This is a genomic window from Sphingomonas sp. SORGH_AS_0438, assembly GCF_031453475.1.
GTDB lineage: Bacteria > Pseudomonadota > Alphaproteobacteria > Sphingomonadales > Sphingomonadaceae > Sphingomonas.
Genome location: NZ_JAVIZS010000001.1, coordinates 1,203,543 through 1,216,617, shown reverse-complemented (window position 1 = coordinate 1,216,617; position 13,075 = coordinate 1,203,543). Strand labels below are relative to the sequence as shown.

Sequence of the window (13,075 nt, the reverse complement as noted above, 5' to 3'; positions counted from 1 at the left end):
AACTATCCTTCCGACGCAGCAACTTGCTGCGAGTGAAAAAGGAAGTCAGCATGACCGTCGAATTTCCCCCCGTCGTCTCCGCCGACCGTCACCCTTCGCGTCACCATCCCCTCCCCCTCCCGTCCGGATGGCCACCATCCCTTCGCCTATGGCGAGCTGGAGGTGGAGTTCGACCCGGCGCTCGACACGCTCTGGACCTTCATGCGCGCCCGCGACCGGCCGAGCTTCAATCCGTCGCTGCTCACGGAGTTCGGCCTGTGGCAGCAGGATATCGTCGAGGCGTTGCGATCCGAGGAGATGCCGATCCGCTACCTCGTGCTCGGCTCGCGCCATCCGGGCGTCTTCTCGCTGGGCGGGGATCTCGACCTGTTCGCCGCGAAGATCCGGTCCGGCGATCGATCGGCGCTGGTCGATTATGGCCGCGCCTGCGTGCGCATCCTCCATCGCAACATGATGAGCCTCGACCGGCCGATCATCACGATCGGGCTGGTGCAGGGTGACGCCCTGGGCGGCGGGTTCGAGGCCTTGCTGTCGTTCAACGTCGTCATCGCCGAACGGGGCGCGCGCTTCGGCCTGCCCGAGACGGCGTTCGGCCTGTTCCCCGGCATGGGGGCGCATTGCTTCTTGTCGCGACGGCTGGGCGCGGCACGGGCCGAACAGATGATCCTCAGCGGCCGCATCTATAGCGCGGAGGAGCTGTACGATCTCGGCATCGTCCACGGCCTGGCCGAGGCCGGCCAGGGGCGCGCGGCGGTGGAGGACTATATCCGCCTCAACCGCCGGCGGCACAGCGGCCATTGCGCGATCTATGAGGCGTCGCGCTCGGTCAGTCCGCTGCCGCTGGCGGAGCTGGAGGCGGTGGTCGACCTCTGGGCCGACGCGGCCCTGCGCCTGAGCGAGACCGACCTGAAGCTGATGCAGCGCCTGGTGCGGGCGCAAAGCCGATTGTCCGGCCCCGCCATCGCATAAGCGGGCATCACCGGCCGGGCGGGCGCTTCGGCGTCCGCCCGGCCACGATCAGGAGGTCAGGCGGTGCCGCTTGCCCGTCTCGCTGAACAGCGCGCCGAACGCGTCGGCGGGCAGCGGATGGCCGAGCAGGAAGCCCTGGACCGAGTCGCACCGGGTCCGCCGCAACTGGTCGAGCTGCGCTTGCGTCTCCACCCCTTCGGCGGTGGTGCGCATGCCCAGTTTCCGCGCCAGTTCGATGACCGTCTGCACGATCGCCACCGAGGCCGGATTGCGTTCCAGGTCGGTGATGAAGGAACGATCGATCTTGAGCGTCTGGAAGGGGAAGCGGGTCAGGTAGCTGAGCGACGAATAGCCCGTGCCGAAATCGTCCAGCGTGGTGTGCACCCTCAGCCGGTTGATCGCATCGAGCGCCGCCAGCGAGGCATCGATGTCGTTGAGCAGGACCGTCTCGGTCACCTCCAGCTCCAGCCGTTCGGGCGGCAGGCCACTCGCGGCGAGCGCCCCCAGGATCACGGCCGGCAACTCCGCCGAGCGAAGCTGGATCGGCGACAGGTTGACGGCGATCGTGATGTCGCCCCACTCGCGGCCGATCCGGCAGGCCTCGCGGATCACCCAGCCGCCGATCGCGACGATCAGCCCGCTATCCTCCGCAATGGGGATGAACTCGGCCGGCGACACATCGCCATGGCGTCGATTGGTCCAGCGCAGCAGCACCTCACCCGCCGTGATCCGCTCGCCCGCCAGGTCGAAGATCGGTTGCACCGCCAGGTGGAATTCGCCCCGTTCCAGCGCGCCCTTCATCTCGCCGGCCAGATCGCGCGCACGCTCGATCTTCTCGTCCATCCGCGGCTCAAAGATGCGCATCTCGCCGCGCCCGCCATCCTTGGCGCGGTAGAGCGCGAGGTCGGCATTCTTGAGCAGACAGTCGGGATCGACACCGTCCTTGGGCGCGATCGCCACGCCCAGCGACCCGCTGACCCGCAGCGGCGCACCGTCATGCATGACGGGCAGCGCGACCAGATCGAGGATACGAGCGCCGATCACCGCCGCCTCCTCTTCGTCGCGGATCGTGCAGACCAGGGCGAATTCGTCACCGCCCAGCCGGGCGACGATGTCGCGGTGGCCGAACGCCTCGTTCATCCGCCGGGCGACGGTGGCGAGCAGTTCATTGCCGGCCAGATGCCCGAAGGAATCGTTGATCTCCTTGAACCGGTCCAGGTCGAGCCAGAGCAAGGCGAGCATCCCCTCGCCCCGCGCCACCGCCCCCAACCGTGCCTCGAACCCTTCGCGAAAGGCGGTCCGATTGGCGACCCCGGTCAGGTCGTCGCGGCGGGCGATCGCAGCGTGATGCTCGGCCAGCGCCGCCTTTTCGATCGCACCCACCGTCGCCTTCAGGATGACGCCATAGGTCTGGAGCGTGATGTCCATCATCGCCACGATGAAGAGCAGGATGACGCCCGCGAGCAGCGCCTTGAGCGGCATCAGCGACCATAGCAGCCCGCCGACGAGCGGCAGCGAGGCGAAACAGAGCTGCGACAGCGCGATCCAAGGGCGACCGGCATTGCGTCCGGCGATCCCCGCCGCATATCCGATCGTGGTGGTGACGGCGAGCAGTTGCAGCACGCCGTCATCGGTTTTGGTCAGCGTCAGCAGGCCGAACAGGCCGAGCAATGCGGAATAGCTGAGCGCCCCAGCGCGGTAGATGAGTTCCTGATGACGCGGCCGCTCGGCAGGCCGAGTCGCGACGTTGGGCGTGCGCATCACGTCGATGATGCGGATAGCCGCCACCGCCGCGATGGTCAGGGCGACGCCCAGCATCAGGCCGTTGCCGCTGATCGCCGCCACGGTCATGGTGATCGCGCTGCTGGTCAGCGCGCCGATCACCAGCGACTGCGGCGAGGCATAGAGCGACTCCACCAACGTCTCGCGCACATGGGCGGCAATCGTGCCGTCCGACGTATGTAGTTGCCGCAAACGGGAAATCAGACGGCTCATGGCACCCTATCTGGAGCCCTTTAGGTTGAATTACCACTAACGCGACAACGCGTCTCGACAAAGCGCATCCCCGTCATCCCGCTCCTTTCGCCGCATTCCTGCTCTTCGGTAGCGCAATCATTACGGCATGTGAGGCGCTTGGCGCATCGGTTAGGATGGGCTAGCGAAAGAATGTTAAGGGGCAATAGCGTGAAAAAATGTCGTTGAGACGGTTGGAGGATTTTACGACGCTGACGCCCGAGGAGGCGGAGGCGGTCCGCGCGCTTGGCGGCCCGATCATCCGACTCGATCGGTTGCGCGAGATCCGGCGCGAGGGCGAACCGGCTACGGGCTTCTTTATGCTGGAGAAAGGCTGGGCCACGGCGTCGCACATCCTGCCCAGCGGCAGCCGCCAGATCCTCAAGATCCATCTGCCGGGCGACATATTGGGCACGCCCAGCATGTGCAGCGACCAGGCGGTCGAGACCCTGTCCTCGATCACGCCGGTGGTGATTCGCTTCGTGCCGCTGACCCAGTTCGGCGCGCTGATCGATGCGCACCCGCGGCTCGGCGCGTTGTTCCTGCTCAGCGTCCAGGCCGAGCGGCTGGCGTTGATGGACCAGCTGGCGGAAATGGGGCGCACCACGGCCGAGGCGCAGCTCGCCGCCTTCCTCCTCGACATCGCCAGGCGCCTGGACCGGCTGGGCGAGGTACAGAATGACAGCTTCGCGTTGCGGTTGACCCAGGAGCATATCGGCGACCTGCTCGGCCTGACCAATGTCCATGTGAACCGGATGATACGGTTGCTGGAGGACAAGCTGCTGATCCGCCGCGATCGGGAGCGGATCACGATCCTCGATCGCCCCGGTCTCACCAAGCTGGCCAGCCGGCCCCAGCGCGAGAAGCGCAAGGAATTGAGCTGGCTGCCGAAAAGTCGCTGAACCGATGGGCCGGGGTCAGATCGCCCGAGCGTAGACCCGATCGTCGTGCCAGGTCGCCCCGACCAGGAAGCGACGCTCGCCGACGACGGCGAAGCCCTGTCGCTCGTAGAAGTCGCAGGCGCGCCGGTTCGTCGCCAACACGCCGAGCAGCATCCGGTCATGCCCCATGGCGCGGGCATCCGCAATCGCCTGCGCCATCAGCGCCGCCCCCAGGCCCGTTCCACGCGCCACCGACAAGGTGTAGATACGCCGAAGTTCGGTATCGCCGGGCCGGACCGCGCCGACATCCTCCGGGGTGGTGAGCAGGCTATAGCCGACCGGTGCGTCCCCGTCGGGATGCGTCGCCAGCGTCACGCGGCTCGCGGGATCGGCGATCCAAGCGGCGAAACGTTCGGGCGCGCTCTTCCGCCCGACATGCGCGACGATGTCCTCGCCCGACAGGATGCCGGCGAAGGTTTCCAGAAAGCTCGCGGCCGCGACGAGCGACACGGCCGGCGCATCCGCCGGCGCCGCCCGCCGCAGCCGCCAGCGCATCAGCCGACGATCTCTTCCGGCTTGAAGAAATAGGCGATCTCGATCGCCGCATTCTCGTCCGAATCCGAACCGTGCACGGTGTTCGCCTCGATGGACTCGGCCAGCTCCTTGCGGATCGTACCGGGCTCGGCATTGGCAGGGTTGGTCGCGCCCATGATGTCGCGGTTGCGCTGCATGGCGTTCTCGCCTTCCAGCACCTGCACGACCACCGGGCCGGAGATCATGAACGACACCAGGTCGTTGAAGAAGGGGCGCTCCTTGTGGACCGCATAGAAGCCCTCGGCCTGCTCGCGGGTCATCTGGATGCGCTTGGAAGCGACGACGCGCAGACCGGCCTCTTCCAGCATCTTGGTGACCGCGCCGGTCAGGTTGCGGCGGGTGGCATCGGGCTTGATGATCGAAAAGGTACGGTTCGCGGCCATGACGGTCACGGGCTCCTGCTGGCAAGGTGGAAAGTCGCGTCGCCCTAGTCGCGGGCGGACGGAATGGCAACCGCCCTCACCCGCGCCCGGCCTCACGACCGCTCAGGCCGCCTGTTCCCAGCGGCCGGCATCGTTCTGCTTCCAATAGCGTCGCTCCACGCCCTCGCGGTCGGCCAGCCCCTTCCAGGCCAGCCGCGCCTCGCGGATGCGGTCGTCGTCGAAGAAGTGGAAGGCGCGGTCGAACGCCAGCGCCGCGTCGCGCCACTGCCCGTCGACGATCGCGACGAAGCGCGCGCCGTTCGCCGGCTCGACCTGCGGGGCGATCAGGACCGGTTGCGCGGCCTCCGCCCCGTCCCCGGCGGCGGCATGGGGCAGGAAGCTGTCGGGCGCATAGCTCCACAGCCAGCGATCGAGATGCCGGCGCTGCTCCTCCGGCTCGGCGACGATCAGCAGCCGACCACCGCTTGCCAGCACGCGCTCCGCGATCTGCGGCAACGCGCGCTCCAGCGGCGTGGCGGTGAGATGGTAGAAGTCGACCTGCATCGCGGATGATCGCTCTCCAAGGGTGGCGGACCGGCGAACCGGCCCGCCACCAGCGGATCAATCCTCGAACCGGTCGGCGACGAACCGGTCGAGCAGCTTCACGCCATAGCCGGTCGCGCCCTTGTCCCAGGTCGTGCCGGGCTTGTCGGACCAGACCATGCCGGCGATGTCGAGATGCGCCCAATGCACATCCTTGTCGACGAAGCGCTGGATGAACTGCGCCGCCGTGATCGACCCGGCTCCGCGCGGACCGACATTCTTCATGTCGGCGATCGGGCTGTCGATCAGCTTGTTGTAGGTGTCCGACAGCGGGAAGCGCCACAATTTGTCGTCGGTCGCGGTGCCCGCCGCCAGCAGCGCGTCGGCCAGCGAATCATCGTTGGAGAACAGGCCGCCATATTCATTGCCCAGGCTGACGATCATCGCGCCGGTCAGCGTCGCCAGGTCGACGATCGTCTTGGGGCGGAAGGTCTTCTGCGTCCAGGTGATGACATCGGCCAGCACCAGCCGCCCTTCGGCATCGGTGTTGATCACCTCGATCGTCTGGCCCGACATGGAGGTGACGACGTCACCGGGGCGCTGCGCATTGCCGTCGGGCATGTTCTCGACCAGCCCGCAGACGCCGACGACGTTCGCCTTGGCCTTGCGGCCGGCGATCGCCTTCATCGCACCGACCACCGCGCCGGCGCCGCCCATGTCCCACTTCATGTCCTCCATGCCGGCGCCGGGCTTGAGCGAGATGCCGCCGGTGTCGAAGGTCACGCCCTTGCCGACAAAGGCCAGGTCGGGATCGCCCGCGCCCTTGCCATTCCAGCGCAACGCCAGGATGCGGGCGTCGCGCACCGACCCCTGGCTGACGCCGAGCAGCGCGCCCATGCCGAGCGAGCGCATCTCCTCCTCGCCCAGCACGGTGATCTCCAGGCCCAGTCCGTCGACCGACTGCCGGACGCGCTCCACGAAGCTTTCCGGATAGACGATGTTCGGCGGCTCGGCGACCAGCGTGCGGGTCAGTTCCAGGCCGTTCGTCACCGCCTCCTGCACGGTCCAGGCCTCGTCCGTACCGGTCGGCGCGGCGGCCAGCACCAGCTTGGCGAACTTTGGCTTCTGCGCCTCCGGCAGGGTGGTGCGATAGATGTCATGCCGCCAGGCACGCTGCGCCGCCGCGCCCGCGAACCGCGCCGCGGCCTGCGCGCTCGGCGCGGTGGCGAGCGCGGCGAAATCCACCGTCGCCTCCGTGGCGGAGGTCAGCAGCTTCGCGGTCAGCGCGCCGCCCGCCTTGGCCCAGTCCTTGTCGCCCCCCGCGCCGATGCCGAGCATCAGCACGCGCCGCACGCCGTCCGCCGCCGGCACGAACAGCTCGACCGTCGTACCCGCTTCGCCGGCGAAGCGATGCGCCGTGGCCGCGGCTTCGGCGACCGGGGCCGCCCCTTCGCCCAATTGCCCCCAGCCGATGCGCGCCACCCCGTCCTTCTCGACGGGGAGAACGAGCAGCGCGGCATCCGCGGCGCCGGGGGCGAAACTGATCTGCATAGGGAAAACCTCGTTGACTGATCCTGTGCATCTAAGCCGCATGTCGCCGCTGGCAAGCGTTGCGGCTTGAACGAGGGTGCGATAGGCGAGCGGAAGCCCGATCGCGTGGCGGGATCAGGGCGGTCGAACCGTGTGCGCCAAAAGGGGAAGTTGTTTGTCGCGTATCAGCCTTCTTGCCGGCTGCGCCCTGGGGATCGTGCTTGCCCTGCCCGCCTCGGCGCAGGATCTCCAGACCCCCGTCGTGCCGCCCCCGCCGCCCGCCGCCGCGCCGCCCGCCGATGACGACCAGGTGAAGTTCAGCGCCAATGCGCTGGAATATGACACCAACGACGATATCGTGACCGCGACCGGCGACGTGCGCATGTTCCGCACCGATGGCCGGTTGCGCGCCGACAAGGTCGTGTGGAACCGCAAGACCGGCAGGGTCGTCGCGACCGGCGACGTGGCGATCGTCGGCGAGGAGGGCGACACCGCCTATGGCGACAGCATCGACCTGACGGACTCGCTGAAGGACGGCGTGGTCGACAATATGCTGGTCGTACTGAACCAGGGCGGCCGGCTGGCGGCCCGCCGCGGCACGCGCGCGACCGATGGCCGGATCGACTTGGAACAGGCCGCCTACACGCCCTGCTCGGTCACCAATGCCGAGGGCTGTCCCAAGGAGCCGAGCTGGAAGATCACGGCGGTCCGCGTCGTCTATCGCCCCAATCGCGAGCGCGTCTATTATCAGGGCGCACAGCTTCACCTGTTCGGCCTGCCGTCGATCCCGCTGCCGCAATTCTCGCACCCGGTCGGCGGCGGCAGCGACAGCGGCCTGCTCAGCCCCAATATCCAGTACAGCCGGGTCAACGGGGTCGAGGTCGCGCTGCCCTATTATTTCCGGCTCGCGCCCAATCGCGGGCTGACCCTGACGCCGCACGTCTATTCCAGCGTACTGCCGATGGCGGACGTCGAATATCAGCAGCTCAGCGAAGTCGGTGCGTTCCGGCTGCGCGGCTATGCCACCGAAAGCCGGCGCAGCGACGACCTGAACACCATCGACCCGACCGATACGCGCATGGCGTTTCGCGGCTATCTGGACGGTGTCGCGCGCTACCAGTTCACGCCCGAATGGAGCCTCAGCGGATCGCTGCGAGTTACCACCGACCGCACCTTCCTGCGCCGCTACGACATTTCGCGCGACGACCGGCTGCGCAACACCGTCTCGCTCCAGCGGATCGACACCGACAGCTATTTCGCGGTGACCGGCTGGGCGGTGCAGACGCTGCGGGTCAACGACCGGCAGGGGCTGCAACCGATCGCCCTGCCCGAGATCGACTATCGCCGCCGCTTCGACGACGGTATCGCCGGCGGCAAGGTCGAGCTCCAACTCAACAGCCTGGCGCTGACCCGCACCGCCGGGCAGGACACGCAGCGTGCCTTCGCCAGCCTGCGCTGGGACCTGCGCCGCCTGACCAACTGGGGCCAGGAGTTGACCTTCACCGCCTTCGCGCGCGGCGACGCCTATAATGCGCACGACACGCTGGCGACGACGCAGATCGTCTATCGCGGGACCGAGGGGTTCCAGACGCGCGCGATCGGCGCGGTGGCGGTCGACATGCGCTGGCCGTTCGTCGGCAGCATCGGCGCGGGCACCCAGCGGGTGACCCCCCGCTTCCAGATCGTCGCCGCGCCGCGCATCAAGAATTTCTCGATCCCCAACGAGGATTCGCGCGCCGTCGACCTGGACGATTCCAACCTGTTCGCGCTCAACCGCTTCCCCGGCTATGACCGGTTCGAGGACAGCTCGCGCGCGACCTATGGCGCGGAATATGGCCTGAACCTGCCCGGCTTCAGCCTGGATGCGGTGGTCGGGCAGAGCTATCGCCTGTCGGCCCGGCCCAGCATCCTGCCGGACGGCACCGGCCTGTCGGACCGCTGGTCGGACATCGTCGGGCGCACCGAATTGCGGTTCCGCGACTTCGTGTCGGTCGTCCATCGCTACCGCCTGGACAAGGACAATTTCTTCGTTCGCCGCAACGAGGTGGACGCGACCATCGGTTCGCGCAGCACCTATGCGCTGATCGGCTATCTCAAGCTCAACCGCGACATCACCACGGTCGAGGACCTGCGCGACCGCGAGGAGGTGCGCCTCGCCGGGCGCGTGCAGTTCGCGCGCTTCTGGTCCGCCTTCGGCTCGGCGATCGTCGACCTCACCGATCGCAACGAGGATCCGCTGGGCGTGGCGGACGGCTTCAGTCCGATCCGCCACCGGCTCGGCATCGAATATCAGGACGACTGTCTGCGGCTGGGCGCGACCTGGCGGCGCGACTATCGCCAGATCGGCGATGCGCGCCAGGGCAACAACTTCCTCTTGACGCTGGCGTTCACCAACCTCGGCCGCTAAGCGCGGGTTCAGTTAGCCTGCACTAGCCGTCGCCTTTCCGGCCGGCTTTGCGGCCGAGTGGGGACGGATCGAACACGTGAAGCAGAATCGTCGTTGGGCTGCACGCAGCGGCCGGATGCTGGGATTTGTCGCGCTGACCGCCATGGCGGCGGGCGCCGTCGCCCAGTCCGCGCAGCAGGGATCGCCTGCTCAGGAGGCGCCGGGGGCCGATAATGGCCTGAACATTCCGGCCGATTCGCAGATCTTCGGCAAGTTCGATCCCAATGTCCGCAAGCCCACCGCGATCGTGAACGATACGGTGATCACCGGCACCGATGTCGACCAGCGCGTCGCGCTGGTGCTGGCGGCGAACAATGGCGGCCAGATCAGCCAGGCCGATCGCGACCGGCTGAAGCTGCAGGTGCTGCGCCAGCTGATCGACGAGACGCTGGAGATCCAGGAGGCCAAGTCCGCCGAGATCACCATCACGCCCGACGAGATCACCCAGAGCTACAACCGGGTCGCGCGCAACTTCAACCGCACGCCGCAGCAGATGACCGACTATCTGCGCCAGAACGGATCGTCGGATCGCTCGCTCAAGCGGCAGATCGAGGGCGAACTCGCCTGGCAGCGCTATCTGCGCCGCAAGGTGGAACCGTTCGTCAATATCGGCGACCAGGAGGTGAAGGGCATTCTCGACCGCCTGGAGGCCGCCAAGGGCACTGAGGAATATAACCTCCGCGAGATCTTCCTCGCCGCCAATGACGCCAATGCTGCGCAGATTGCGGAACGCGCCAAGGGGATCATCGGCGAGATCCAGAAGGCGCAGCAGCCCTTCGACTTCTTCGCCCGCCAATATTCGGAGGCCTCGACCCGCTCGGTCGGCGGCGATCTGGGCTGGGTGCGCGCCGCCGTGCTGCCTGCCGAACTGGCGAGCGCCGCACAGCAGATGCAGGTCGGGCAGGTCGCCGGGCCGATCCCGATCCCCGGCGGCTTCTCGATCCTGTACCTGACCGACAAGCGCCAGGTGCTGACCGCCGATCCGCGCGACGCCCGGCTCAGCCTGAAGCAGCTGACCGTCCATTTCGCCCCCGGCACCACCCAGGCCCAGGCCACACAGCGCGCGGCCGCGTTCGGCGAGGGACTGAAGAAGATCCAGGGTTGCGGCACCGTGGCCAAGATCGCGGCCAGCGTCGGCGCGGAAGTGGTCGACAACGACACAGTCCGCATTCGCGACCTGCCGCCGCAGCTGGCCGACATCATGCTCCAGCTCCAGATCGGCCAGGCGACGCCGCCCTTCGGCTCCGCCGAATCGGGCGTCCGCGCCCTGGTGCTGTGCGGCCGCGACGACCCGCAATCGGGCCAGCTTCCCTCGTCCGACCAGATCCAGAACCAGTTGCAGCAGCAGCGCGTGAACCTACGCGCCCAGCAGAAGCTGCGCGACCTGCGTCGCGACGCGGTGGTCGAGTATCGCTGATCCGATGACGCCGCTCGCGGTATCGCTGGGCGATCCGGCCGGGGTCGGCCCGGAGATCGTCGCCAAGGCCTGGGACCGGCGGGCGGAGAAGGCGCTGCCGCCCTTCTTCGCCGTCGGCGATCCGCGCGCGGTCGCGCGGGTCTGGGCCGGGCCGGTCATCGAGATCGCCGATCCCTCGGAGGCGAAAGCGGCGTTCGCGACCGGCCTGCCCATCCTGCCGGTGCGGGGCGCGGGCACGATCCAGCCAGGCCAGCCCGATCTGGCGGGTGCGCAGGTCGCGCTCGACAGCCTGGAACAGGCGATGGCGCTGGTACTGGCCGGGCGCGCTGGCGCACTGGTCACGGCGCCGGTGTCCAAGGCGCAGCTCTACGAGATCGGCTTCCGCTATCCGGGCCAGACCGAGTTCGTGACCGACCGTTGCGGCTTGCACACGGCGGACACGGTGATGATGCTCGCCGGGCCGGGCCTGCGGGTCGTGCCGATGACCACGCATGTGCCGCTGTCAGCCGTCCCGGCGCTGCTGACGCCGGAGCTGATCATGGCCAGCGCCCGCGTGACCGCCCATGGCCTGCGCCGGGATTTCGGCATTGCCGCGCCGCGACTGGTCCTGGCCGGCCTCAACCCCCATGCCGGTGAGAGCGGCGCGATCGGTCGCGAGGAGATCGAGGTGATGGAGCCGGCCATCGCCCTGCTCCGGGCGGAGGGGATCGACATCACCGGGCCACATGCCGCCGACACGCTGTTCCACCCCCGAGCGCGCGAACGCTATGACGCGGCGCTGTGCGGCTATCACGACCAGGCGCTGGTGCCGATCAAGACATTGTTTTTCGACGACGGCGTCAACATCACGCTCGGCCTGCCGGTGGTGCGGACCTCGCCCGACCATGGCACCGCCTTCGGCATCGCCGGACAGGATCGGGCGGTGCCCGGCGCGATGATCGCCGCCATCGCCATGTCCGGCGCGGCCGCCACCCGCCGCGCGGCGGCGCACACATGACCGTCACCCTGCCCCCCTTGCGCGACGTGATCGCGCGGCACGGCCTGTCCGCCTCCAAGGCGCTGGGACAGAATTTCCTGTTCGATGGGCAATTGCTCGGCCGCATCGCCGCCGTTCCCGGTCCGCTCGCCGACCAGGAAGTGCTGGAGGTCGGCCCCGGCCCCGGCGGCCTGACCCGCGCCTTGCTGGCGACGGGAGCACAGGTGACCGCGATCGAGCGCGACCATCGCTGCATCCCCGCGCTGGAGGAACTCGGCGAAGCCTATCCGGGCAAGCTGCGGCTGATCGAGGGGGATGCGCTGGCGATCGACGCGCCGTCGCTCTTCGCCGGCCGGCCGCATATCGCCTCCAACCTGCCCTATAATGTCGGCACCGCTTTGCTGATCGGCTGGCTGTCGGCGGACTGGTCGCCCGAACCCTGGTGGCGGTCGCTGACGCTGATGTTCCAGCGCGAGGTGGCGGATCGGATCGTCGCCGCCCCCGGCTCGTCCGCCTATGGCCGGCTGGCGGTGCTGGCGCAGTGGCGCTCGACCGCGCGCATCGCGATGCCGGTCCACCGTTCCGCCTTCACCCCGCCGCCCAAGGTCATGTCGGCGGTGGTTCACCTGACCCCGACGCCGACCCCCGAGGGCGTCCGGCTGCCGGTGCTGGAACGACTGACCGCCGCCGCCTTCGGCCAGCGGCGCAAGATGCTGCGGCAGAGCCTCAAGGGCGTGCCGGGTGCGGATGCGGCGATGGCGGTGGTCGGCGTCGATCCGTCGCGCCGGGCGGAGACCGTGTCGGTGGCGGAGTTCGTCGCCATGGCCCGGGCCATGGATGCCGCCCCGCCCGCCTGATCCGTCCGCCTCAGCTGCTATGGTCGCTGACGATCCGCCAAGCCTTGCCCTGACGCTCGAAGACCAGCGACGTCAGGCCGGTTTCCACCTTGTCCTCGGCGGTCAGCGTCCAACGGGCGATCAACAGGCGGTGGGTGGCATCGATCGGCCGCTCGTACAGCGTCTCGAACGACAGCCGCCCCCGCGCGTTGCCGCCGGACCGAAAGGACGGGGCATAGCGCGCCGCGATCGCCGCCCGTCCCCGCACCAGCCCCTTGGCGGTGACGAACACGGCATCCTCGGCATAGACGGCGACGAAAGCCGACAGGTCGCCCCGGTTCCAGGCGGCGGCGCTGTCGGCCATGGCGGCCCCGACGCCGCTCGGCTGCACCGCCGCCGCCGCAAGCAGGATCATCGGCATCATCATCACGACTGCTCCACCAAGGCGACCAGTTCCTCTTCCCGCAACGGACCGGCGCACAAAAACCCCTGATACCAGCCGCATCCC

Annotated in this window: 12 protein-coding genes; 6 read left to right on the top strand and 6 right to left on the bottom strand. The window is 68.5% G+C overall.

Annotated features, from left to right (window positions below):
* The first annotated feature begins 105 nt into the window (after positions 1-105).
* A complete protein-coding gene (locus QE452_RS05765) occupies positions 106-969 on the top strand; it encodes a crotonase/enoyl-CoA hydratase family protein (protein ID WP_309730514.1) in 864 nt (287 codons plus the stop codon).
* Positions 970-1,017: 48 nt separating this feature from the next.
* On the opposite strand, the gene QE452_RS05760 is transcribed toward QE452_RS05765, so the two are convergent.
* Entirely contained in the window at positions 1,018-2,964 is a 1,947-nt protein-coding gene (locus tag QE452_RS05760) for an EAL domain-containing protein (protein ID WP_309660197.1), read from the bottom strand.
* Between the two features lie 197 nt (positions 2,965-3,161).
* Here QE452_RS05760 and QE452_RS05755 point away from each other — a divergent pair, with 197 nt between their 5' ends.
* Positions 3,162-3,884 (top strand): Crp/Fnr family transcriptional regulator, encoded by a 723-nt coding sequence (locus QE452_RS05755; RefSeq protein WP_309660196.1) that lies wholly within the window; start codon positions 3,162-3,164, stop codon positions 3,882-3,884.
* Between the two features lie 15 nt (positions 3,885-3,899).
* Here the strand turns inward: QE452_RS05755 and QE452_RS05750 are convergent, their stop codons facing one another.
* From QE452_RS05750 to QE452_RS05735, 4 genes are all read right to left on the bottom strand, one after another.
* Entirely contained in the window at positions 3,900-4,418 is a 519-nt protein-coding gene (locus QE452_RS05750) for a GNAT family N-acetyltransferase (protein WP_309660195.1), read from the bottom strand.
* Positions 4,418-4,840, bottom strand: a complete 423-nt coding sequence (gene ndk / locus QE452_RS05745; protein ID WP_125993787.1) for a nucleoside-diphosphate kinase — start codon at positions 4,838-4,840, stop codon at positions 4,418-4,420. Before ndk ends, QE452_RS05750 begins: the two co-directional genes overlap by 1 nt.
* 102 nt (positions 4,841-4,942) lie before the next feature.
* The gene (locus QE452_RS05740) at positions 4,943-5,383 is read right to left on the bottom strand and encodes a DNA polymerase III subunit chi (protein ID WP_309660194.1); all 441 of its coding nucleotides are present in this window, start codon (positions 5,381-5,383) and stop codon (positions 4,943-4,945) included.
* Between the two features lie 57 nt (positions 5,384-5,440).
* The gene (locus QE452_RS05735; protein WP_309660193.1) at positions 5,441-6,913 is read right to left on the bottom strand and encodes a leucyl aminopeptidase; all 1,473 of its coding nucleotides are present in this window, start codon (positions 6,911-6,913) and stop codon (positions 5,441-5,443) included.
* Between the two features lie 154 nt (positions 6,914-7,067).
* Here QE452_RS05735 and QE452_RS05730 point away from each other — a divergent pair, with 154 nt between their 5' ends.
* The 4 genes from QE452_RS05730 (at position 7,068) to rsmA (ending at position 12,588) form a co-directional block, all read left to right on the top strand.
* The gene (locus QE452_RS05730; protein ID WP_309660192.1) at positions 7,068-9,299 is read left to right on the top strand and encodes an LPS assembly protein LptD; all 2,232 of its coding nucleotides are present in this window, start codon (positions 7,068-7,070) and stop codon (positions 9,297-9,299) included.
* A 115-nt stretch (positions 9,300-9,414) separates the two neighbouring features.
* A complete protein-coding gene (locus QE452_RS05725; RefSeq protein ID WP_125993873.1) occupies positions 9,415-10,755 on the top strand; it encodes a peptidylprolyl isomerase in 1,341 nt (446 codons plus the stop codon).
* 4 nt (positions 10,756-10,759) lie between these two features.
* Positions 10,760-11,752, top strand: a complete 993-nt coding sequence (gene pdxA / locus QE452_RS05720; protein WP_309660190.1) for a 4-hydroxythreonine-4-phosphate dehydrogenase PdxA — start codon at positions 10,760-10,762, stop codon at positions 11,750-11,752.
* Positions 11,749-12,588: a 16S rRNA (adenine(1518)-N(6)/adenine(1519)-N(6))-dimethyltransferase RsmA gene (gene rsmA / locus QE452_RS05715; RefSeq protein WP_309660189.1), complete on the top strand. Its 840-nt coding sequence runs from the start codon at positions 11,749-11,751 to the stop codon at positions 12,586-12,588. Before pdxA ends, rsmA begins: the two co-directional genes overlap by 4 nt.
* A gap of 10 nt (positions 12,589-12,598) precedes the next feature.
* Here the strand turns inward: rsmA and QE452_RS05710 are convergent, their stop codons facing one another.
* Positions 12,599-12,982, bottom strand: coding sequence for a nuclear transport factor 2 family protein (locus tag QE452_RS05710; protein WP_309660188.1), 384 nt, complete (start codon positions 12,980-12,982; stop codon positions 12,599-12,601).
* Between the last annotated feature and the right edge of the window lie 93 nt (positions 12,983-13,075).